25 protein-coding genes are annotated in these 22,781 nt (G+C 48.9%); 11 read left to right on the top strand and 14 right to left on the bottom strand.

What is annotated here, in order from left to right:
- Positions 1-27 precede the first annotated feature (27 nt).
- On the bottom strand, positions 28-234 hold the full coding sequence (locus GE278_13335) for a hypothetical protein (GenBank protein ID QLK61697.1): 207 nt from the start codon (positions 232-234) through the stop codon (positions 28-30).
- A gap of 356 nt (positions 235-590) precedes the next feature.
- On the opposite strand from GE278_13335, the gene GE278_13330 reads away from it, so the two are divergent.
- Positions 591-878 (top strand): hypothetical protein, encoded by a 288-nt coding sequence (locus tag GE278_13330; protein QLK61696.1) that lies wholly within the window; start codon positions 591-593, stop codon positions 876-878.
- Positions 879-945: 67 nt separating this feature from the next.
- Here GE278_13330 and GE278_13325 read toward each other — a convergent pair whose 3' ends face one another.
- The 3 genes from GE278_13325 to GE278_13315 all read right to left on the bottom strand — a co-directional run bounded on the left by GE278_13325 (position 946) and on the right by GE278_13315 (position 3,257).
- Positions 946-1,161, bottom strand: coding sequence for a hypothetical protein (locus GE278_13325; GenBank protein QLK61695.1), 216 nt, complete (start codon positions 1,159-1,161; stop codon positions 946-948).
- A gap of 135 nt (positions 1,162-1,296) precedes the next feature.
- The gene (locus GE278_13320; protein ID QLK61694.1) at positions 1,297-2,937 is read right to left on the bottom strand and encodes an oligopeptide ABC transporter substrate-binding protein OppA; all 1,641 of its coding nucleotides are present in this window, start codon (positions 2,935-2,937) and stop codon (positions 1,297-1,299) included.
- 128 nt (positions 2,938-3,065) lie between these two features.
- Positions 3,066-3,257: a DUF1482 family protein gene (locus GE278_13315; GenBank protein QLK61693.1), complete on the bottom strand. Its 192-nt coding sequence runs from the start codon at positions 3,255-3,257 to the stop codon at positions 3,066-3,068.
- Positions 3,258-3,459: 202 nt separating this feature from the next.
- On the opposite strand from GE278_13315, the gene GE278_13310 reads away from it, so the two are divergent.
- The gene (locus GE278_13310; protein QLK61692.1) at positions 3,460-3,705 is read left to right on the top strand and encodes a DUF2766 family protein; all 246 of its coding nucleotides are present in this window, start codon (positions 3,460-3,462) and stop codon (positions 3,703-3,705) included.
- Positions 3,706-3,767: 62 nt separating this feature from the next.
- Here GE278_13310 and GE278_13305 read toward each other — a convergent pair whose 3' ends face one another.
- Positions 3,768-4,004, bottom strand: a complete 237-nt coding sequence (locus GE278_13305) for a hypothetical protein (GenBank protein ID QLK61691.1) — start codon at positions 4,002-4,004, stop codon at positions 3,768-3,770.
- A gap of 180 nt (positions 4,005-4,184) precedes the next feature.
- Complete coding sequence (locus GE278_13300) at positions 4,185-6,878, bottom strand: autotransporter outer membrane beta-barrel domain-containing protein (GenBank protein ID QLK61690.1); 2,694 nt, start codon at positions 6,876-6,878, stop codon at positions 4,185-4,187.
- A 667-nt stretch (positions 6,879-7,545) separates the two neighbouring features.
- On the opposite strand from GE278_13300, the gene mgrB reads away from it, so the two are divergent.
- The 4 genes from mgrB (at position 7,546) to GE278_13280 (ending at position 8,968) form a co-directional block, all read left to right on the top strand.
- Positions 7,546-7,788, top strand: coding sequence for a PhoP/PhoQ regulator MgrB (gene mgrB / locus GE278_13295; GenBank protein QLK61689.1), 243 nt, complete (start codon positions 7,546-7,548; stop codon positions 7,786-7,788).
- A 102-nt stretch (positions 7,789-7,890) separates the two neighbouring features.
- Positions 7,891-8,163: a hypothetical protein gene (locus GE278_13290; GenBank protein QLK61688.1), complete on the top strand. Its 273-nt coding sequence runs from the start codon at positions 7,891-7,893 to the stop codon at positions 8,161-8,163.
- Positions 8,164-8,284: 121 nt separating this feature from the next.
- A complete protein-coding gene (locus tag GE278_13285; protein QLK63289.1) occupies positions 8,285-8,599 on the top strand; it encodes a DUF2591 domain-containing protein in 315 nt (104 codons plus the stop codon).
- Between the two features lie 132 nt (positions 8,600-8,731).
- Positions 8,732-8,968 (top strand): DUF4060 family protein, encoded by a 237-nt coding sequence (locus GE278_13280; GenBank protein ID QLK61687.1) that lies wholly within the window; start codon positions 8,732-8,734, stop codon positions 8,966-8,968.
- Between the two features lie 60 nt (positions 8,969-9,028).
- Here GE278_13280 and GE278_13275 read toward each other — a convergent pair whose 3' ends face one another.
- Entirely contained in the window at positions 9,029-9,301 is a 273-nt protein-coding gene (locus GE278_13275) for a hypothetical protein (GenBank protein QLK61686.1), read from the bottom strand.
- Between the two features lie 193 nt (positions 9,302-9,494).
- Here GE278_13275 and GE278_13270 point away from each other — a divergent pair, with 193 nt between their 5' ends.
- From GE278_13270 to cspE, 3 genes are all read left to right on the top strand, one after another.
- Entirely contained in the window at positions 9,495-10,484 is a 990-nt protein-coding gene (locus GE278_13270) for an MBL fold metallo-hydrolase (GenBank protein ID QLK61685.1), read from the top strand.
- A gap of 1,123 nt (positions 10,485-11,607) precedes the next feature.
- Positions 11,608-11,724, top strand: a complete 117-nt coding sequence (locus tag GE278_13265) for a DUF2627 domain-containing protein (protein ID QLK61684.1) — start codon at positions 11,608-11,610, stop codon at positions 11,722-11,724.
- A 41-nt stretch (positions 11,725-11,765) separates the two neighbouring features.
- Complete coding sequence (cspE, locus tag GE278_13260; GenBank protein QLK61683.1) at positions 11,766-11,975, top strand: transcription antiterminator/RNA stability regulator CspE; 210 nt, start codon at positions 11,766-11,768, stop codon at positions 11,973-11,975.
- Between the two features lie 54 nt (positions 11,976-12,029).
- Here the strand turns inward: cspE and pgeF are convergent, their stop codons facing one another.
- Positions 12,030-12,731 (bottom strand): peptidoglycan editing factor PgeF, encoded by a 702-nt coding sequence (gene pgeF / locus GE278_13255; protein QLK61682.1) that lies wholly within the window; start codon positions 12,729-12,731, stop codon positions 12,030-12,032.
- 146 nt (positions 12,732-12,877) lie between these two features.
- Between pgeF and rlmA the strand changes: the two genes are divergently transcribed.
- Positions 12,878-13,717: a 23S rRNA (guanine(745)-N(1))-methyltransferase gene (rlmA, locus tag GE278_13250; GenBank protein QLK61681.1), complete on the top strand. Its 840-nt coding sequence runs from the start codon at positions 12,878-12,880 to the stop codon at positions 13,715-13,717.
- Between the two features lie 33 nt (positions 13,718-13,750).
- Here the strand turns inward: rlmA and GE278_13245 are convergent, their stop codons facing one another.
- The 4 genes from GE278_13245 to manX all read right to left on the bottom strand — a co-directional run bounded on the left by GE278_13245 (position 13,751) and on the right by manX (position 17,023).
- Positions 13,751-14,209: a DUF986 family protein gene (locus tag GE278_13245; protein QLK61680.1), complete on the bottom strand. Its 459-nt coding sequence runs from the start codon at positions 14,207-14,209 to the stop codon at positions 13,751-13,753.
- A 106-nt stretch (positions 14,210-14,315) separates the two neighbouring features.
- A complete protein-coding gene (gene manZ / locus GE278_13240; protein QLK61679.1) occupies positions 14,316-15,158 on the bottom strand; it encodes a PTS mannose transporter subunit IID in 843 nt (280 codons plus the stop codon).
- 11 nt (positions 15,159-15,169) lie between these two features.
- The gene (locus GE278_13235) at positions 15,170-15,967 is read right to left on the bottom strand and encodes a mannose/fructose/sorbose family PTS transporter subunit IIC (protein QLK61678.1); all 798 of its coding nucleotides are present in this window, start codon (positions 15,965-15,967) and stop codon (positions 15,170-15,172) included.
- Positions 15,968-16,060: 93 nt separating this feature from the next.
- The gene (manX, locus tag GE278_13230; protein ID QLK61677.1) at positions 16,061-17,023 is read right to left on the bottom strand and encodes a PTS mannose transporter subunit IIAB; all 963 of its coding nucleotides are present in this window, start codon (positions 17,021-17,023) and stop codon (positions 16,061-16,063) included.
- Positions 17,024-17,628: 605 nt separating this feature from the next.
- On the opposite strand from manX, the gene GE278_13225 reads away from it, so the two are divergent.
- Positions 17,629-19,188 (top strand): CBS domain-containing protein, encoded by a 1,560-nt coding sequence (locus GE278_13225; GenBank protein ID QLK61676.1) that lies wholly within the window; start codon positions 17,629-17,631, stop codon positions 19,186-19,188.
- A gap of 66 nt (positions 19,189-19,254) precedes the next feature.
- Here the strand turns inward: GE278_13225 and GE278_13220 are convergent, their stop codons facing one another.
- Both GE278_13220 and GE278_13215 read right to left on the bottom strand, forming a co-directional pair.
- Positions 19,255-20,835 (bottom strand): EAL domain-containing protein, encoded by a 1,581-nt coding sequence (locus GE278_13220; GenBank protein ID QLK61675.1) that lies wholly within the window; start codon positions 20,833-20,835, stop codon positions 19,255-19,257.
- A 433-nt stretch (positions 20,836-21,268) separates the two neighbouring features.
- On the bottom strand, positions 21,269-22,633 hold the full coding sequence (locus GE278_13215; protein QLK61674.1) for an L-serine ammonia-lyase: 1,365 nt from the start codon (positions 22,631-22,633) through the stop codon (positions 21,269-21,271).
- Between the last annotated feature and the right edge of the window lie 148 nt (positions 22,634-22,781).

Raw genomic sequence — 22,781 nt, 5'->3', positions numbered from 1 at the left:
GGGCAGCATATGTCCTGAGGGAGGGGATTATTTTGTGGCTGAAGGATTTTGCTTTTTTGCCTGCTCTGCCAGATGATGGCCGATTGCACACCCCGCCACGGCGCCGATCACGGCGTGATGTTTAAGATGCCCCGCCACACCGCCAACGACTGCGCCTTTAAGGCACCCCGCTGCTTGTGCAAATGAACTCACCAGCAACGCCGCCGCAATCGCCCCGCCAAAAATTGTTTTCATACCCACGTTTCCCTCTGAATAAACAACGTCTTTCATCGGCACATGTTCAATCGATCAACAATGCCAGGGCTGAAAATGGCATATTGTGCAGTGGGATGTCATTTTGCGATCTGTAAGCAGTTACTGCCGTGGTTACGCGTTCGGACCGCGGGTGCACGTGCGGACTGAAGGTTTGAGATAAGTCACGGTTACATATGTACTGGCGATGAAAGACTCATTGAGGAAGGGTTTAAATTGCTGGTTTGGCGCGAATACATTGGTTTTCGTAACTCTGCTAAACTTAAGTTCAGTAACCGGCGGAGTTCGGCTTTCTCCGCTGTCTCCGGTTATTTTCCACCCGTGAAGAGGATGCCGCTATGACGCATCAAGAACAACTGGACGCCCTGATGGTTCGCATTGACGCGCTGGAACAACGTGAAAGGCAGCTGACTTACGCCTCGAACGCTTATCAGGCAATTCTGACGACGCTGTTGGGCACCCTCGACAAATCTACGCGTGACCGGGTGATCAATATGGTCGATCAGGCACACGACGTGGCGTACGCCCGCGCAAATCTGGAACAAAAAGGAAATATTCTTGGTGCAGATGATATTACCCAGCGCATTTTCCTTTTCGCGCAAGGCCGCGCCGCACAATCGAAATAAAGGCAATATGTTGATGATATTGGACTTGTTACCCTAAAAGGTAACGGGAGTTCCGTGTGCCTGAAAATCAGGAGCGGCGGTCAGTTTTGAGCATATTGATTGCAGCACCAAGTAAAATGCGGCGCTGTACGCCGGTTGCGCAGGCCAGTTGTCGATCAAGATGACCAATCAATGCATCAACGCTCAGCGGCTCACCCCGGTGACGCATTTGAATCACACCATCCCCAATGATTCGCGCAACTTCATCCCATAGTGGCTGTATCTCACTTTCCGAGAATTTCATTATCGCTCCCGTTTGTGTGATTTACGTACAATCTAACATCTGATTGGCAGGTGGCAAAGAGGCGGGCGGAGAAAGCGGGGCAGAAAAATGAAGATGCCTCTTCCGGCTTTTCGGCAGGAAGAGGCAGGAGCGGTCTTAGTGCTTTATGACGTACAGATCTTTGGTGTAGATGTAATTGAGCAGGCTATCCTGGAACCCGCCGACGTAAGGCTTAACCAGCCGTGGGCTGACATAATGGTACAGAGGGATCACCGGAGACTGGTCTGTGAGCACGTCTTCCGCTCGCTGATATGCCTTTCCAACTTCCGCTTTATCCGTGGCTTTTAATGCATCGTCTAATGCTTTGTCATAAGCGGAATTGGTAAACTTCGGCGTGTTCTCGCTGTTGCCTGTGCGTAAGGTATTCAGGAAGGTCGAAGGCTCGTTGTAATCTGCAATCCAGGCGTATCGCACGACATCGTAAGTGCCCTGATGCATCGTATCGAGCATGGTCTTCCATTCCTGATTCTGAAGGACGGCATCCACCCCCAGATTCTTTTTCCACATTGATGCTGCTGCAATGGCAATGCGCTGATGTGACTCTGACGTGTTGTAGAGCAGGTTGAATTTAAGCGGATGGTCCGGGCCAAAGCCTGCATCTTTCAACAGTTTTTTTGCTTCTTCATTACGCTGTTCTTGCGTCAGGCTGGCTTCTTTGGGTTTTGAGAAAGTAAAACCACCGGTATTATCCGGTGACAAATGCCATGCAGGTGTTTGTCCCTGACCTAATACCTTGTCGGCGATGATTGATTTATCTATCGCCAGATTCAGTGCTTTACGCACACGGACATCGTTGAACGGCGGTTTTTGAGTGTTCATTGCGTAGTAATAAACGGCGAGATAAGGGCTGACATGCACCTGCGAGCCGAGCTCTTTTTTAAGTGATACAAACAATGTTGCAGGAATAGTAGCGGTAATGTCGATTTCCCCTGCTTTGAAGCGGTTTACATCAGCAGTAGGGGACGCGATGGGCAGATAAGTGACTTTATTGATAACGGTGTGTGCGTTATCCCAGTAAGTCGGATTACGCACAGCCGTAATACGTTCGTTCACCGTCCAGGTATCGAGTTTAAACGGGCCGCTGCTGGCCATGTTAGCCGGCTGTGTCCACTTATCACCGAACTTTTCGACATCCACCTGACTGATCGGAGAAAGCGAAGGGTGGGCGAGCATGCCTAGGAAGTATGACAACGGCTGGTCGAGGGTGATTTCCAGCGTTTGTTTATCCAGCGCCTTGATGCCCAGCTGATCTGCCGATTTTTTTCCGCTAATAATATCGTTGGCATTGAGCACATGCATACTGCCGAGGTAGCTTTCGTAAGGTGATGCTGTTTTCGGGTCAATCAGGCGTTGCCAGCTGAATACCACGTCCTGCGCGGTGATTGGTGTTCCATCTGACCAGACGATACCCTGACGCAGATGGAATACCCAGGTTTTATTGTCTTTAGATTCCCAACTGCTGGCGAGTGAGGGCTGTGCATTCCCATTGTTATCGATGGTTATTAGCCCGGCAAACAGATCGCTCAAAATATTGAATTCAACATCACTCTCGACTTTGTGCGGGTCGAGAGAAGCAGGCTCGCTGCCATTGTTGCGCACAATTTCTTGTTTTGACGCCAGCTCTACACCTGCGGGAACGGTCGCGGCGTAAGTGGCGAAAGGGGTGAGAAAGCTTGATGAAAGAAGAAGTGCAAGAGGCAGCTTCGCAAAGCAGCCATAAGTTTTACGTATCGTCATTGCCATTTCCTGCCCTGTCAATATGGTTAAATATCAATGAGTAACAGGGTATTCATACCGTTGTTCGGACGCTTTAGCAATCTTTATGAGATTATTAGTATCGACTATGTGAAAGGCTACGCAACGCGTTAAAAGTCGGCATTGTCATGTGCGGGGATCCAGTAACCGTCGATAAAATCCTCGATAGGGTAACAGCCTGCCTGGCGCAGTCCCTGCTGTTGCATCGCTACGGTGCATTGTTGCTGAGTATTAAAGGCATCCACGACGAAATCTTCGCAGCCCCCTCCCAGATAACAGATGGTCAACACTAGTGCGAACATCGCGAACCTCCTTCCTTTTGCCGCAGCTTTAAGCATAGAAGTAATCTGGCGTTAACAACATAAGATGATGTTTGTTTGCTGTTTATTTGTGCGCTGAACCCGCCATCAGAGGGGGTAATTGCCGGAGAGAGAATTTATTCAGCCAGCGTGATATCCTCGCGGCCATAATTTTTACGAATGATCTTCATGAAAGGAGCACCCCATGTCTGACGCTTTAACCAGAGAACAAGAATATGAGTCTGATCTGGTCGCCTGCCAGTTGGTGATTAAGCAAATTTTAGATGTGATTGAGATTATTGCGCCTGCTGAAGTGCGCGAGAAAATGTCTCATCAGTTAAAAAGTATCGATTTTAACAAGCATCCTGCCGGCGCTGACCCGGTTACTAAGCGTGCCATTGAAAAAGCAATTTCGCTGATCGAGCTGAAGTTCACTAAACACGACAGCTGATTGCCGGTTTTGTGATGCCTGCCAGCGCAGGCATCACAAAAAGAGTTTCCTGAATAATAGACCTATTTATTATCGACTACTTCGCCTACTTGTTTGAAAATCGGGCAATTAGCTACACCAATCACGCCGCTGTCAGAGTGAATATACTGCGAACTGACAATCCCTCTGGCCGTCAGATACTGACATTTGAGTCCTAAGCCAGCCGCATTTTCACTGCTGCCCACGGTAACGCCGTAGCCGGAAAACAAAAAAATCGCGTAAATCACAGCTAGCACAATAATGGCTTTGATAGCACTCATCCCAAATACTCCTCTGGTTATCAATCCTGAGGCTTCAGGATATTGATTAGCTTAGTAGAAGTTATTCCGGGGAAGAAGTCACTCCAACAGATTCTTAATCTGAGGCCGTGGGTGTGAATGCAAATAAAAGTGGCCCCTGAAAGGGGCCAACAGATATAACTCACTAGCTGGAAAAAACAATTACCAGCGGTACTTCATACCCAGATTTGCTGCCCACGGCTGGTCAACATCGCTGCCGCCAAGGTAGTTAGCACCCGCATAAACGCTGAAGTTTTTGCTCATGTCGAATTGGCCACCTAAACCAACGCGAACTGCGGAACCATCGATACCGTTATCGATACGGTCACCGTTGATGTCTGCGTCGTTGTTTGCATCTTCATACACATAGGCCAGAGTGGCGTAAGGGCTGATAGCCTGATCTGCACCCAGATCGAAGTTGTAACCGATGTTGGTACCCAACTCATAACGCATGCTGTCATAAGCCTGGTCGCTGACTTTCATATTGTTGCTCATACTGTAGTCATCGTCGCCGATGAACACGCCGGTAATGCTTGCATATGGAGTCAGGTAAGCTTGTGGTGCGAATTTCCAGTCGTAACCGGCTTTTAGACCGAAGCCCCATGCGTCAGTTGAGCTGTCGCCAGAGACTTGCTGGCCGTTACTCATGGTACTGTCAGTGGAGTTGCTGAAGTGGCTGTAGCTCAGAGAGGTATCGAAGAATACACCATTCTTGAAGTCCAGGCTGGAATACACCCTTGCTGACTGGCTGTCAGTGTCCGCATCAGCATTGTCCATAGACAGACTGGATTTAGCGAAGCTTGCTGCCATACCGACTAACCATTGACGATCGTCGCCACCTTCAGTGACTTTATCCAAACCCACCATGATGCCGTTGATGTCCTGATCGTAATCAACAACGCCATTATCACCGTTCTGCTGGCCACCGAAGTAGTTAATCCAGACGCCGCCTTTGTCATCACCCTGGGTATGACGTGAGCTGTCCATGCGGTTGCTCAGCGTGTCTTGCTCCATGTGCCAGGTGGCAGCATTGGAAGAAGGCAGACTAAGCGCTGCATTAGCGGTAGACGTGATGCCTTGTTTCGCCAGAACCACAGTATCGCCAACTTGTTCGGCCTGATATTTATAGGCACCCAAATCAGCGGTGTTAGCTTGTGTGAAGGTTGCGTTGCCGCCGTAAGTGCGGATCAGTTCTTTGTTCTGGTAATCAGCAACACGACCTTCACCGGTCGCGTTATCAATACGAACCTGATAGTTACCGTTAGTCACGCCGTTAACCGCCAGATGGCCGTCAGAGTTCATTCCGATAGTGCCGCGATCGTATACATAGTCAGCGGTGGTTTTGTCCCGGGCATTGTTCATATCGGAATTCAGAACGAATTCACGGCTTCCGATGTTGAAAGTACCATCGTCTGTCAGCATCATATTGTGGGTATCAACCTGACCTGCACCTAAGTTCAGTTCAGAGCCGCTTCCTACTGTGATGGTGTTAGCATAAATGGTTGCCGTTTCCTCAGTGAGGGTGGCTTTACTGCCAGAGTTCAGGTTCAGAGCATCGGTGTAAACACTACCATGCGCAGCAACTTTCAGGCTTGATTGGTTAGACAGAGAAATGTTGTCAGCCAGCAAACTGGATTCCGCAACGTTGACCTGAGATTTATTATTAACGGTTAGATCGTCAATAATGGATTGTTTAGTCGTGTCCCACTCAGAACCATTGTTCAGCGCAACATCAAACAGACCGCTCTGATAGACACTGTCACCAATCAAGTAGCCGGTAGTTTTGTTGACTACAGAGCCAGGCCAGATGCTGTTCGCGCTTCTGTCGTATAAATCAGCATCGGCATCAACATTGGAAATAGCTGCACCTACCCATTTGCTGCCATTGTCCAGGGTCAGATTGAGTTCATCTGTATCGTCCCATCCGTTGGTATCAAGCACGCCATCGCCGTTGCTGTCACGACCGCCAACGTAATAATTATTATCAAAACTGCTTTCGAAATAGACGTCGCCGGAGATCGTGGAGTTATTGAAAACAGCTGTAGTTTTCATTGAATTATCAGAGGCAGAATTAGCAATTACGGAAAGTGCGATATCGTCAGCTGCGGTACCCGTCGCACTGATATTGCCATAATCACTTGGTTTATCTGACTGGCCGTAAAAACCGGAAGTTTGTAATTCAGTGTATGAACCAGAGGTCAGTACCGAATCATTAACGGTCAACGTATTATCAAAGGTATTACTGTTGTTAGCATCGGTATCAGCCCACTGGTAACCTTGCGACAAAGCAATGCCTGCTACGTGAGAGTTATTTTTTATAACGATATCACTTTCTTGATCCAGAGTGACTGCCACCCCTAAATCGTAAGTATTTACAGTTTCGTGATCGCGAACTTTATCAGCATCAGTTACGTCGTAATTGTAATGTTCGTAGGTGTCATTGATTGTTGAATTATCAATGGTCAGTTGTAATGGAGACTGTTCATAATCATTACGCGCGTCGCCACAGTCAGTGCTCAGACATTTGGAGCTGATCATCCCGTTTACTGTGGTGTCTGTGATATTTAGTGCGTTGGTCGTGTTATTATTGAAGCCTAGGTTGTAAGTGGAAATAACGCCGTTAACCACAGCATTATTGATCGAAGAGTAGATATCTCCGCCAACGTAACCGTTATCTGTACCGTCGTTATCCGTATAACCACGATATCCTACATGCCCGGTCAAAGAGGTATCGTGATAGAACGTATCGTATACGGTACCGGAAATGTCAGCTGACATCGCGGCAGGTGCAGCTACTGCAACAGCGCAGGCCAGCGCTATTTTAGAAACGAAGAACTTTTTATTCCATGCATGCATTTATTAATCCCTCAACAAAAAATAGTCAGCATGAATCAGCAGGAAATGATTCCAGCCATTATGCTTTCATTTATATAACGAAGAGACAGAAGTACTGTTCGACGGTGGGATGATATTTTAATGAAGTGGGTAATTCAACAAAGAAGTTCAAATAAAAATAGGTGAAAAGTGAAACTTTTTTTTTGGATTTTATGTTTGATGAGTTAATTAATTTCTTTTAAGGAAGTTGTTTTCTTTATAATTTCCATATTGAATTGTTTGTATCTGCCAGACGTATTGATTTTACAATAATATTGAATGGTTTGTGGTTGAATTTATTAAGTGACGGGAGGTCTGATATTCAGGGTAAACAGGGGTTTATGAGTTTGCAATGAAATTTATATTCTCAAGGTTTTACCCATTTTATTGGATTTTCTAATAGGTTTTCAAAGTCATTGCCGCTTTGTTTAAAAATATCTCTTTTTAAGAAATAACGTAGTGAAATTACTGGGGAGTAGTATGACCAGGAGATGTTATTTTATTTGATACAGATCAAGTGTGTTTTTTTCGATATATTGATAAGGCTTATACATTTTATTGTATGATTGCCGTACGTGATTATTTCACGACGGCAAGTGTGCAAAATGGCGCGCTTCGTTATATCGTTGTTTAAGATTTCCGTCGTACTATGGAAATCTGTTCCATAACATGTTGGACGTCACCATTGAGCCCTGACAGACGCGCTGTAAACCACAAGAGACCCGCGATCAAATTGAAAAAGCCTGCTTTCAAGTTCAGGAAAATCGTTGTATTCGTTCTTTTCCTGCTTATCTGTGTCGGTCTGTACCTGATGGCACTGAACAGCTATTGCGATCAGGGCGGAAACTTTGACCTTGGTGTATGCGCGATCACCTCTTTTATCCCCTTTTAAGCGTCAGCATCATCAGAAACCCCTGTTTTTTTGTGAACCGCTTCTCAGACTCGCCGGGAGTGATAAGATGTGCGTTCAGAACATTCAGTGGTAGGGTCGTAAATGTTTGATTTCGCAATGGGCCAAAACAGCCTGGCTTCATTGGCGCTGAGTGCACTCTCAGCGCTGTTATTCTTGTTGGTTTGGTTTTTTGTCAGCCGTGCTAGTGTCAGGGCGAACCAGCAGATTGAATTGCTTCAGGAAATCGCCGAGCAGCAACGTCAGCAGACAGAGTTGCTCAAGATTCTGACGGCCAGAGCCAAAGGTATGGAGCCTGTGGAAGAGGCTGAAGAGGATTCCGCTCTCAGCCTGCGTGGATTTATTCCGGAAAGATAAAGTTAATGTGCTTTACTGATCCCGCCTTTGAGGCGGGTTTTTTGTTTGTGCTTTCTGGTCATAAATCTGTCTTAATCCTCCGGTAGTCTCCACGCATGTGCCCTGCATGATGGAAGAACTGATGATTAAATGGTCCGAAGAAAACGACAGCGATGTAAACCACAGTATCGCCTTACTGACCGGGGAAGAGCCTGAGAAGTGGTATCCCTACGGCGGCGTCAAAGGCAAAGATTATTGCAACAATCCCTCCGATGCATGGCCCATCATTTGCGCTAATAAAATCAGCATAAATTTTAAAGAGTTGCAGAGCGATCCGCTTTGGCTCGCCGAAATTCAAAGCCCCGATGGACAGTGGCAGGCGCAAAGCATACGGCCTCTGCGGGCGGCGATGATCTGTTTCCTGCTAAGTAAAGAAAGTAAGGCTTGCGTGGAATAAAAAGCGCAGAGATACTCAGATTGCGACAAAGTATTGCAAAGAAGTGATTCGAATAAGCGTCGCGTAAAGCGATGCGTATCAAGTGATTAATGTTTCCTCATTTTGACAGTTGTGTCTAAGGCGGAGTCCATTATGAAGCGCATCATTAAAGGTGATAAAACCCTCTCCCATCTGGTGGTTGCTCACGCAGCTATCGACAGTCATGAAAAAGCCTACGGTAAGCGCCGCCAGGGCTGGCCTTCTACTTACCTCATCAAATATAAAGATGCGCGTGTTGCGGTCGAAGTGGTGACCCGCAGACAATCCTATGTTGCTACCCTCATGATCGGAGCCCGAAATCTAACCAAACTTTGCGGTATGCCTGCCTGAGTTCAGGGGACATTACACCTTAATTCAAACCGTGCCGGGTTTAACTGGCACGGTTTTATTTTATGTGGGTTTTCTGATGAGAGGAGCCTGGCGGAAGTTACCGCGTGGAAACGGGCGTTTCAGCATCCTGAAAACTATTGTAATCAAATCTAGCAGAAGAAGCAGCATACCTGTCAGTGCGAGTACCATCATGCCTGTCACGGCGAAGATCACGACTTTCAAGGCGGGTGGCAGCGTCATCCGGCGAAAGCGCGAACGCAGCCACAAACGTCCGTACTGTGTCTGAAGCTGCACGATGTGGGTCAGGCGTGAAGTGAATGTGTTGCGGGTCATCGTTGTCCTCCTTTTTGAACATTCCCAGTAAAGCACAGAGTTATTAAGAGTTTCTTAACACGCCTCATTTGCAGCAATTGCACATATTTTTGCACTTTCGGCCTGTAGAGATATTGGCAAGTATGTTAATTAATCAGGATGCAGGACGGCGCCATACGCTGTTCACCCTGAAATAGCATGCTCCAGGAGTCCTATGTCTGGTAAAAATCCGTATTACGATCCGTCAAAAAGTCATCATACTCCTGACGGATTTACCAATATCGAACCGCATAATCGTCAGGAAGGAGATTTCAAACGTTGGCAACAGGAACGCAAAGCGCAGCGGCTGCCTCTGCCGCCGGAAAAGGGCTACGATCATTTTATTGAAAACTGGTGGCAGACCGCCGATTTCAGTGGCACGGATGATCGGTTGTGGTTTTTAGGCCACGCCTGTCTGCTGCTACGTGTTGCGGGATATTATATCCTGATGGACCCCGCGCTGTCGGAACGTGCTTCGCCGTTGAGATTTTACGGACCGAAACGTAAAACGCCGGTCGCAGCCCAGGTTGATCAACTGCCGGCCATCGATGTGGTGATTTTTTCGCATAATCATTATGACCATCTGGACAATGCAACTGTCCGCAAATTGTTACGTCGTTTTCCGCATGTGCAATTTATGGTACCGCTTGGCTTGAAGCGCTGGCTGGAGAAACGGGGCGCGCAATTTGTCGAAGAACTGGACTGGTGGGAACAGCGACAGTTTGGCGAACTGACATTATCTGCGGTTCCTGCCCGCCACTGGAGTATGCGAACGCCCTGGGATCGTAATCAGTCGCTGTGGTGCGGCTGGGTGGTCTCACATCCCTTATTGCGCTTTTATTTCTCGGGCGACAGTGGTTATAGCAATCAGTTTGAAAAGATTGGCCAGCGGCTGGGACCTTTCGATTTGGCGGCAATTCCGATAGGTGCCTATGCACCAAGATGGTTCATGAGCGCGCAGCATATGGACCCACAACAGGCGGTCGACGTGTTTTCAGAACTGCGTTGTCACAAGGCCGTGCCGATTCATTGGGGTGTTTTTGAATTAGCAGATGAGTCACTGGATGAGCCTTTGAAAGAATTAGCGCGGGCAATTGCAGAAAGTGTTTCGCCGGATATGAAATTTTCGCCGTTAAAAATCGGAGCGAGTATCGCTAAAGAGTGAAGTTATTACTCATTCAGATTAGTAAAGGTATGAAAAATTTCACCCGCATTTAATGAGAAGTATTATCACCTGGGAGGGTTTTATTTTCCCCTGCTAAGTGCATGGGTTAATGAGTTGTTATTTATTATAAAGTAAACTGCATAACGCAATGGATTAGCGCAGTAGAATCTCAAAATATTATTGTTCCCAACAAAAAATATGTTGTTTATGACCACAATGCCCCTCCCTGAGCACAGCAGGGAGGGCTTTCTGCTGCGGGGGGGTATGACGTGCCGTGAAGCGCAAGGCTGTCGCGTTTTAACCATGGGATATCCGTGATGCGAAACAGCAAGCTTTGCTGAAGAAATGACCACAAAATGCATTGTCAGGAAATAAATTTTGCGAGGCAGGTCACGTTAATCAATGATTATTAATCATATCGATATCTTATTAATGAATAAGTATGTTCAGGTTGTTCGAGAAGTGTTAAATCGAATTTAACTAAGTCGTAAACTTTAATTCATTATAATGTAAACAACACCTGACAATGAAATATGCATGGGGAAATTAAGGATTCTGCATTGAAATCTTCGCCCGCATTTCTGCCTCAATAATATCCTTGCAAATGTTAAGGCGCACGATTTAGGTGCATTAATTCCATTTCTTTGTTTTGTTTGCACCATTTTATTCATCCATGACCTTTTTGATTATTGCATAACCAGTCACATAACCTGGAACCCGCATCTGCAGGAGGGTCGTGGGATTGCTTATGGTTTAAATATTCCGCGACTCCTTTGAAAGGCTGGTTGTGGCAATCCTGTACGCAGTCAGCAGAGGACTGATACGCGGGCTATCTTCTGGGATATCCTTCATAAAAATTCAAATAAAGATGTTTTTTACGCTTACGGTTCTACATTAAATGATGAATAATCGAAGCAGGTCGTTATTGTTTTGTTGGATATACCGCTGTCCCTGTAAAGCAGAAAAAAGCATGTCTATCAACATATTTCAGCTTAACTGAACACGAAGTGCTATTAAGCGGCTCAAATATGTGCGACATGTCCATCACTGATTAAAAATGGCTTGCCATCGAATTCAGAGTATGTGATAACGCTTCTGGGTAAAACGAGGTACAGTTCTGTATATGTGTGGCATTTTCAGTATAGAAGTTCTGAGTAAAGACGTTCACGTTGAATACCGCTTCTCTGCCGATTCTAATCTTAGTGCCTCAAGCAGTAACGACTCTAGTTTGTCTATGTAACGCCTACGGGCGGTTTAAACAATCCAAAGGAAATACTCAAGATGGCAAAGATCAAAGGTCAAGTTAAGTGGTTCAACGAGTCTAAAGGTTTCGGTTTCATTACTCCTGCTGACGGCAGCAAAGACGTGTTCGTACACTTCTCTGCAATCCAGGGTAATGGCTTCAAAACTCTGGCTGAAGGCCAGAACGTAGAGTTCGAAATCCAGGACGGCCAGAAAGGCCCGTCTGCAGTTAACGTAACTGCAATCTAAGCAGCGTCCAGCTGTAAAAAAACCCGCCAAGGCGGGTTTTTTTGTGTCCGTCATTCAGAGGATAATAATCCCCGATTGCTGATTGCGCCCGCTGATGCCCGGATGCGACGGGTCTTTTTCCCGCTGATGGCAGTTCCGGCGAAAGCTGGTGTAGTTGAAGCCGGCACCGCTATCATCGGGTGTGCATATCGTGCAACGGCCTGCGTGATCGATGTTGGTAAAACCCAGCGCTCGTAATTTCGCTTCGGCGATAGCGGCCAGATCCAGATGACGTGCCTTAGGTGATATCAGTAAAGGAGGCAAATCAAGGCGCTGCGTAAAGGTGTCAGCCAGCTCCTGACTGACCTCGTAGCAGCAGGCACTTGCCGCCGGACCGATAGACGCCACCCAGTCAGCCGTATCGCCTGACGCGTTAATTCGCGCAGCCATCTGTTCCAGAATCCCGTCGATAAGCCCCCGCCAACCCGCGTGGACAACACCGGTTTGCCTGCCATCTTTACGGCAGAAAATTACCGGTAAACAGTCCGCCGTGAACACCGCCAGAAGAATGCCGGGCGTTGAGGTGAAGAATCCGTCAGCTTCGCCACAGTCTTGTCCAGACCGGGTGACATCGACGATCCGCACTCCGTGCACCTGTTTCTTTTCAGGACGCGTGGATAGATAAGGTTGTAATTTAGCAGGAAGCAGGGTGCGTTTATCACCGAAGCCATGAAGAACGCCGGGGATTTGACGGAGTAAAGCTGAGCTGTCACTCATCTCAAGTCTCGTAAAGGAAAGGCCATGTCCCCAGTGTAGCTGGCTTTTGACCGGACTTTCCAGCAGTTGCAACGACCCGTCGCCTTCTTTAGACTTAACCCTATTGCGAATCTTCGCCCCTCAGACTTTCCTTGCAGGTTTCCCGCATGACTTATCAGTGTCCACTTTGTTACCAGCCCCTTGAGCTGACCGGCCAACAATGGCGCTGCCCGCAGAATCATCAATTTGATCATGCCAAAGAAGGTTACGTCAATCTGATGCCCGTGCAGCATAAGCGATCTAAGCAACCGGGGGACAGCGCTGAGATGATGATGTCACGCCGAGCTTTTCTTGATGCCGGCCACTATCAGCCACTGCGTAATCGCCTGGTGACGCTCCTTGATGAGGTGTTACCGCAAAGCGCGACGGCACTGCTGGATATCGGCTGCGGGGAAGGGTACTACACGACGGCAATAGCCGAACGATTAGTTCCGACGCGGGCGATGAAAGTGTATGGACTGGATGTAGCGAAAGTCGCGATTCGTTATGCGGCGAAGCGCTATCACTCGGCGGCATTTTGTGTGGCTTCCAGTCACCGCTTGCCCTTCGCTGAGGCCTCGCTGGACGCCGTAGTGCGAATTTACGCGCCCTGCAAGGCACAGGAGCTGTATCGGGCCATCAAGCCCGGTGGCGTGGTGTTAACCGTCGCTCCGGGGCCGCGCCATCTGTATCAACTGAAAGGATTGATCTATCAGGATGTACAGCTCCACGCAGAGCTGGATGAACAGCTGGAAGGCTTCGAACGAATAGCAATGGAGTCTCTGGCCTACGGGATGCAACTTACCGGAGCAGAGGCGTTTGATTTATTGCAGATGACGCCTTTTGCGTGGCGCGCCACACAAGACGTGATGGCGAATCTGAAGGCTGAGACGGCTTTCGAATGCGAGACAGATTTCGTCATCAGGTTGCATCAGCGCAAGCCTGAAGACGAAAGCATTAATTCTTAGCCCGCAGGCAGTATTTTAAGGTTGGAGATCAGGCTACTGATTTTCAACCATCACTTTGTAAATCTTCTCTAAATCATCAAGCTCGTTCACACGGATCAACAACTTCTTCTGTTCCAATTCAAACACCAGCACACCGTCTTCTGAAAGATTCATACTGCGGATCCTGTCATAAGTGATGAAGGTGTTGGCGAAGTAAAATCCTTTGGGCTTGAACAGCAATTTTGGCCAGCGAATAAAAGAAAGATAGAACGCCACCAGTGCCAGACCAATCAGCAAATAGTTGGTCAACGGCGAGCCATGGGCCTGAATGTTGTTGTATAGCAGGATAGCCAGCAGGCCAATGAAGATGATGGAATCGAGCTTATTACGGCGACGGAGATTGACTCTCAGGCGGGTTTTGCCGTTTTTAGCTCCCATGATGAATTCGTCGTAGATGGCATAGGCCAGCAGTATGAAGGTGAAGAGGGCGAGGACGATATCGGTCACGGACATGAAAAAAACTCCAGCGTACTGCCAACAGGCAAAGCAAAATAAAAGCAGAAACAGGCAAATTCAGGCAATAAAAAAGCCGGAGGAGTGATCCCCCGGCTTGTGGTTATCAGAGACCTAACAGGCCAATCCAGTAACCGAAGATACCGATGGCGAAGAAGCCAACGATGATCCACAGCGCATTCACTTTCCGACGCAGCAGCCACATACAGCCGAAGGTCAGCAGTAAAGGCACCAGACCCGGCATCAACTGATCCAGAATCGTCTGTACCGTGGTGACCGTGGTATGGCCGGTTTGGTCGGTTATCTTCGACACTACCAGCGGAATGTTAACGTGCGTCCATTTGTTAACCAGCGCCCCCATGACAAAGAGGCCGAGAATCGACGCCCCCTCGGTCAGTTTTTGCAGGAAGCCGCCGCCCATATCACCCACGATATCGACACCTTTTTTGTAGCCATAAGCCACACCGTAATAACGGGTCAGCAGGCGTACAAGGTTAAACAATACGAAGAACAGCAACGGCCCGAGCAGACTGCCGGTCATCGCGATACCCGCACCCAGTGCAGCAAACACCGGACGTACAGTACCCCAGAAGATCGGGTCACCTACACCGGCCAGAGGTCCCATCAGACCGACTTTCAGGCCGTTGATGGCCGCGTCGTCGATAGGTGCGCCGTTGGCACGCTGTTCTTCCATCGCAAGCGTTACGCCCAGAACAGGCGCGGCAACGTAAGGATGGGTGTTAAAGAATTCCAGATGGCGTTTAATCGCCGCTTTGCGATCGTCATTATTTTCAGGATAGAGACGACGAATTGCAGGCACCATACAGAAACAGAAACCCAGAGCCTGCATACGTTCGAAGTTCCATGACCCCTGGAAAAGGTTGGAGCGCATAAACACACCGCGGATGTCGCCTGCCGTGAGTTTTTTAACTTCAGTTTTATCAACCATGTCCTTCACCCTTAATCCAATTCGTTATCGAGGTCGTTAACACCCGGAGCTGCCGCTGCTTGCGCAGATTTGTTGTATTTCGGGCTCAACTGGATGTAAAGCACTGCCATCACCACACCAATCACACCCAGAGCAACCAGGTTGAAGTTAGTGAATGCCGCAGTCACGAAACCGAGGTAGAAGAAAGGCATCAGGTAGCCAGCACGCATCATGTTAATGACCATGGCGTAACCGACGACGACAATCATACCACCCGCAATATTCAGGCCGTTGGTGACCACTTCCGGAATCGATGCCAGCAAATCATGAACGATGGCAGTACCCACGGAAACAGCAACAATCACAGCTGGAATAGCGATACGCATTGCCTGCAGAACCAACGCCGAAACGTGGATCCAGGTAATCGCGCTCAGGTTTCCTTTCTCAGCGGCTTTATCAGCAGCGTGCTGGAAGGCAACGGTGATAGTACGAACGATGATGGTTAATACCTGACCTGCAGCAGCCAGAGGGATGGCTAATGCGATACCGGCACCGACAGACTGTCCGCCTGCGATAACCAGAATGGTCGAAATGATGGAGGCGAGGGCGGCATCTGGCGCAACTGCAGCACCGATGTTCATCCAGCCCAGCGCAATCATTTCTAACGTACCACCGATGATGATCCCGGTTTTAACATCACCCAGAACAAAACCGATCAAAGTACAAGCAACTAACGGACGGTGAAACTGGAATTCATCCAGAATCGAACCCATCCCGGCAATACATGCAACAATAAATATCAGCACAATTTGTAGTGTGGTGATCTCCATTGCACTTCTCCTATGACCAAAGGACGCTGAGTAAAAACAAGCACATCAGATGCAGATAACGTTGAGGCAATCTGCGTATGACGCCTGTGCTTATTAATTCATCTTATTAATAAGATCCATCATCTTAAGACGTGAATCTGAGGACACTTTACGCACTTCAAGTTCGATACCTTTATCATTCAGTTTTTTGAATGCTTCGATATCTTTCTCGTCGACGGATACGGCATTATTCACCTGGGTTTTACCCTGGCGGAATGCCATACCACCAATGTTAACGCTGGTGATTTTCACGCCACCTTCAACCACACGCAGAACGTCAGTTGGGTTGGTGAACAACAGCATCACGCGGTCGCCGGCGTATTTCGGGTTGTTGTAAACACGGATAGCTTTCTCCACGTCAACAACGTGTGCGGTAACACCAGGAGGAGCAACCTGAGTCAGCAACGTTTTACGCACGGTGTCGGCAGCGACTTCATCACTGATAACAATAATGCGGTTGACGTTGGTTTCTTTGGTCCAGCGGGTGGCAACCTGGCCATGAATCAAACGGTCATCAATACGTGCAAGACCGATTTTCATGTAGTCATTCGGACCGGAAGGTTGAACCGGGGCGGCTTTTTTCTGTATAGGTGCGGCGACAGGGGCTTCTGTGGCAGGTTCCGGGGTTTTCAGCGCTTTCACGCCGATACGTCCGGTTTCTACTGCAATGGCAACCAGTTCTGCGAAGGATGGGTTGTCATCACGAGCCATGAAAGTTTCTGCCAGCATAGGGATGTTAACACCGGTGACAACTTCGTAATTTTCCTTATCGACAACAATGCGGCTGGCGGCGTTAAACGGGCTGCCACCCCAGGTGTCGACCAGGAAAAGGACGCCGCTGCTGGTGTCTAAACCACCCAACTTTGCCGTGTACTTTTCGATCAGGGTTTCGGCATTCTCGCCGGGTACGAAATCGATATAGGCGACATTATCCTGTTCACCTAAGATCATTTCCGCTGTTTTCAGCAACTGTTCAGCTGCTGACCCGTGCGTGCCGATGATAATAGCAATACTCACTCGCTACCTCCTCTGTTAACTCGGTTAAGAGTTATGCACATAAGTAATGGTGCTGATGATGATATCCGCCCGTTTTTATTCCTGAGGCGGACAGAGCGTTCCCTGCGTGAGAATGAACCCACTAATGTCCGTTAATTTCTGATAACACTGATAAACCGTAAAACAGCAGAACCTCAACAGGTTGTGCGACGTGATTTATTTTAGTGTGTGAAAAAATAAATTTTGTGACGACTGTCCGTTATTCAACGACGTATTGTGAATACGCTTCCACGTGCTTAATAAAACAGCATAGATGTTTCAGAATGATGCAGGAGGTAAAAGATCGCACTTTCGTCGGATAATCATTCCTGATAAAGTGATTTTCCAAATAATTGAACAGGAGTACCGGGCCTCAGCCCTCCCTATGGACTGTCACCGACGTCACTATTCTTCGCTTTTTCACCTCATCGTTACCGGCAAATCCGCCCCAATGGGCCTGATTTTTGCCGCACTGAAACCGCTTTCATCTGTAAGTCATACAGCTAAATTATTTTGCCGGGCCTCTGATTGCTCAGCAAATCGCGTTTCTTTGCGTCTTTTTTCTTTAACTCATTGCGGAGTCTGACATGGAATTTTTGATGGACCCTTCAATATGGGTCGGTTTGCTGACACTTGTCGTTCTGGAAATTGTTCTGGGTATCGACAATCTGGTGTTTATCGCCATTCTTGCGGATAAACTGCCGCCAAAACAGCGTGATAAAGCACGTATCATCGGCTTGTCTTTAGCGCTGATCATGCGTTTAGGCCTGCTGTCGCTGATTTCGTGGATGGTCAAACTGACCACGCCGCTGTTTAGCATTGCGCAGTTCAGTTTCTCCGGTCGTGATTTGATCCTGTTGCTCGGCGGGGTGTTCCTGCTGTTCAAAGCGACGACGGAGCTGCATGAAAGGCTGGAGGGGCATGAAGAGCACGGTTCGCAAAACCGCGGCTACGCCAGCTTCTGGTCCGTCGTGGCGCAGATTGTGGTATTGGACGCCGTGTTCTCACTCGATGCGGTAATCACCGCAGTCGGCATGGTCAATAACCTGTACGTCATGATGACGGCGGTGGTGATTGCCATGGGCGTTATGCTGCTGGCGTCGAAATCGTTGACCCGTTTTGTGAACAATCATCCGACGGTGGTAGTGTTGTGTCTGAGCTTCCTGCTGATGATCGGCCTGAGCCTGATTGCTGAAGGTTTTGGCTTCCACATTCCGAAAGGCTATTTGTACGCCGCGATCGGTTTCTCCATTCTGATTGAATTGTTTAACCAGATTGCCCGTCGTAACTTCCTGAAAAGTCAGTCCACACGCCCGATGCGTGAACGTACTGCTGAGGCGATTCAGCGTCTGATGGGCGGGAAACGTCAGCATCAGAATGAAGATGAACCTTCGGGTGATGCGTTGCCTGCGAATGAGACCTTTGCGGAAGAAGAACGTCACATGATAACCGGCGTCCTGACGCTGGCATCGCGTTCGCTGCGCAGCATCATGACGCCGCGTACCGAGATTTCCTGGGTTGACTGCGAACGTTCACCGGCTGAAATCCGCAACCAGTTGTTAGACACGCCGCACAGCCTGTTCCCGATTTGTCGTCATTCTCTGGATGACGTGATCGGCGTAGTACGTGCGAAAGATCTGCTGGTGGCACTGGAGAAGGGTGAAAGCATCGTGGCCTTTGCGGAGAAAACGCCGCCGATCGTGGTGCCGGAAACGATGGATGTCATCAATCTGCTGGCCGTGCTGCGCAAAGCGAAAGGTCGTCTGGTGGTGGTCAGCAATGAGTTTGGTGTGATTCAGGGACTGGTCACGCCGCTTGACGTGCTGGAAGCGATTGCCGGTGAATTCCCGGACGAGGACGAAACGCCGGACGTGATTGCCGACGGTGATTCCTGGATAGCCAAAGGTGGCACGGATTTACATCTGTTACAGCAGATTCTGGATATCAACACGCTGGTCAGCCCGGACGATGATTTTGCGTCATTGGCGGGTCTGTTGTTATCGAAATCTGGCCAGATGCCGGTGGCAGGTGAAGTGATTGAAATGGCCTCTCTGCACTTTGAAATTCTCGAAGTGACAGATTATCGGATCGAGCGCGTGCGGATCACGAAAATCCAGTCTGAAGACCATTGGGAAGAAAACCAGTAATAGGGTTCACTTCTGCTTGAAACGGCGACTTCGGTCGCCGTTTTTTATGCTTGTTATTCACAGTGATTATTCATCAACGGGTTGTATGGCATGCGTCGATTTCTCATAACGCGCCAGCCAGATCGGGAATACCTCAATCGGCATCGGCCTTGCAAAATAGTATCCCTGCAGAGAATCGACTTTGCGTTTACGCAGATAATCGACCTGTTCACGCGTTTCGACGCCTTCGGCAATCAGCTTCAGATTTAGCCGCTGCGCCAGCGTGATGATGGTATCGGTAACTGTTGCGTTGATCGCATCAGTACCGATCGAGGCAGTAAATGCCTGGTCGATTTTCAGCACGTCCGGGTTCAGCGTTTTCAGATAACTCAGTGAACTGTGGCCGGTACCGAAATCATCGATCGCCAGTAAAATGCCCATCTCTTTGAGCTGTGAAATCTCGGCGGCTCGTAGCTCCTGCAGCCGCGTGCGTTCAGTCAGCTCTAACATCAGCGAGACGGAAGGCTGGGCGGGCAGCCAGATTTTGCGGATGTCATCCACAATTTCCATATTATTAAAATGCTGTGCGGCGACGTTAATACTGACGTAAAAACCAGACGTAGCGGGGAAGACGGAGAGATTATCGGTGACGGTTTTAATCAGGTAGCGCGTCAGCGCGATGATAAGACCATGCTGCTCTGCCAGCGGAATAAACACATCTGGCGAAACCCATTCCTGTCGGCGATTTTTCCAGCGCATCAGCGTTTCAACACCGATGCAGCGTCCATCGACACTATTGATAATCGGCTGACAATAGACTTTAAATTCGCGGTGCGAAATACCGTGGCTTATCGGATACGCCAGACTGATCCGGCTGCCGGATAACAAATAGACCGCCGTTGCGGTCAGCAAACTGATCAGCACCGAAAGAGGAAGATGGGAAGCCAGTTCTGACCAGGCCAGCGCGGAGGCCTCCTCACCATAAATCGACACGGAAAAATCATAGTTCGGCGATTTTACGGTCAATAACGGTTGCTGCGGCAAATTCACGCTTTGAATGATTTCATTCTTGCCATACTCGAGGCTTTGCTTTACCACGTTCAGGACGATATGGCGGGCGTACGGAGGCTGTGGTTCGAGCAGGAAATTCGACAAGATCCCGATGTTATAGACGAAAAGCTCACCGTTGAGGTTATCAGCCGTGGCAGGCTGCCAGAGCAGCAAAGTAGGAATATCCAGTCTGCTTAACTTCGCTGCGCGTAGCTCCAGCCGCGTTTTGCCCTGAGCGATATCCGGCAGAGTTTTACCGAAATTCAGTTCCAGCGCGCCAATCAGACTTGAGCAGGTAATTGTGCCACTGGTAACGAGAGTGATAGATCGCAAGGTTTGCATGCGCGCGACGGTTTGCTGCATGGCAGGTTGTAATTCACGACAGGTGAGCGCCGGGTCAACCGGCGTCGTTCGCGCAGCCGGAGAGGCGGGTTCAAGCAGTTTCTCAAGTTTTTCGACGGTGTGCTGCGCCACGCGTTGTTGATCCGCAGTGATAACCTGACTTTGTTCGTAAATACGAATACCCAGCGTAAGAATAAGGGTAAATAACCCCATAGCGCCGGCCAACGCAAGGCGATAGTAGCGATACTTCGCAAGTCCGGTCTGGGAGAACAGCATCGTTCTAATCCTTTTATCCCGTGTAATGTGCAGGCTCAAAAGTGTTCATTTTAAAGGTTTCCCGATGCATAACAGCCGTTTCGTTATTATTGATAGTAGCTGTAAATAGCTGGATGTTTCGTCTCTTTATCAGGCTGGAGAACTGAGAAAATCCGTGTCTGTGACGTTGTCACGCCTTATGCACCTGTGAATTTCGGGAATTTACGGGGGCGAACACATTGAAATTGCTAAGGCGGCAAAACACGCGGAAATCAGCATGCCGTAAGCACGGGGCATAAAGCAAGTGTCGCCACTATTATATATTGATAATACAAGAGGTTGTTCTTACCGAAGCGTTAATGGCTACACGATTGTACCGGTGCGGTATTTTCTGCGTCACAGAGTCAAAATCATCAGACAATGTGACGCAGGGAAGAGAAAAACCTCAGTGCTATCAGTCGCACTGAACCTTGATCGCCAAACCACCGCGTGACGTTTCACGGTATTTGGCATTCATGTCTTTGCCCGTTTCATACATGGTTTCAATCACTTTATCGAGAGAAACCCGGGGTTCGCTGGTGCGGCGCAGCGCCATGCGTGCCGAGTTAATGGCTTTCACTGAGGCAATAGCGTTACGCTCGATGCAAGGCACCTGTACCTGACCGGCCACCGGATCACAGGTCAGCCCCAGGTTGTGCTCCATACCGATTTCAGCCGCCACGCAGACCTGCTCCGGGCTGCCGCCCAGTAATTCAGTCAGACCGGCGGCAGCCATTGAACAGGCTACGCCAACTTCGCCCTGACAGCCCACTTCTGCACCTGAAATTGACGCATTCATCTTATAGAGAATGCCGATTGCGCCGGAGGTCAGGAAATAGCGCAGATAAATATCAGGGCTGACAGACTGAATGTACTTGTCATAATACGCCAGCACTGCCGGAACAATCCCGCAGGCACCGTTAGTCGGCGCAGTGACTACGCGGCCACCGGCGGCATTTTCTTCGTTCACTGCCAGCGCAAACATATTCACCCAGTCGATCACATTCATCGGGTCTTTAGAAAGCTGATCGTTGGACACCAGCATCCGTCGCAGAGCCGATGCGCGGCGCGGAACACGCAGCGGGCCGGGAAGCACGCCTTCAGTGTTTAGACCGCGATCGATACACGCCTGCATGGTGTGCCAGATTTTCTCGAAATATTGCTCGATCTCTTGCTTACTGTGTTGCGCCAGCTCGTTCTGCATCATCAGGCCGGAGAGAGACAGGCCATTTTCTTTGCATTTTGCCAGCATTTCACTGGCCGAATTAAAGCTGAACGGAACGGACACTTCATCGAGTACCGGCTGGCCGAAATGCTCATCATCGACGATAAAACCGCCGCCGACCGAATAATACGTTTTGCTGTATACCAGTTTGTCATCGGCAAACGCATGGATCTGCATGGCGTTTTCATGGCGCGGCAGATTTTCGCTGCGAAAGACCATGCCGGTGTCGCGCGGGAAATCGACTTCGTGCTGCGTGGTACCGAGCGGCAAACGCTGACGCTGCTCAACATCGCGGATAAAGTGTGGAATGCCGTCGATGTCAACGGTATCGGGCTGGTTACCGGCCAGACCTAGAATAATAGCGATATCAGTGTGGTGGCCTTTGCCTGTCAGTGACAGTGAGCCAAAAACGTCCACGGCGACACGCGTAACGGCAGGCATCATGCCCTGTTCGAGCAGGTCATCAGCGAACTGTTTACCGGCTTTCATCGGGCCCAAAGTATGGGAACTGGAAGGGCCAATCCCGACCTTGAACATGTCGAAAACGCTAATCACGTCGAATACTCCTGTAATGGAAAACGGCAGGGAACGGGATCCCTGACAGCCACAAATGAATTTGTGGCTAGATCTCTAGTGTAAAAGGGCTTTAGGGCAAAAGTGTCTATTTTCGCATGAAATAAACTTATTTGATGCGAAAGTGTGA

This window comes from Enterobacteriaceae bacterium Kacie_13 (genome assembly GCA_013457415.1).
Taxonomy (GTDB): domain Bacteria; phylum Pseudomonadota; class Gammaproteobacteria; order Enterobacterales; family Enterobacteriaceae; genus Rahnella.
The sequence above is the reverse complement of the archived record's forward strand: the minus strand, read 5'-3'. Positions and strand labels throughout refer to the sequence as shown.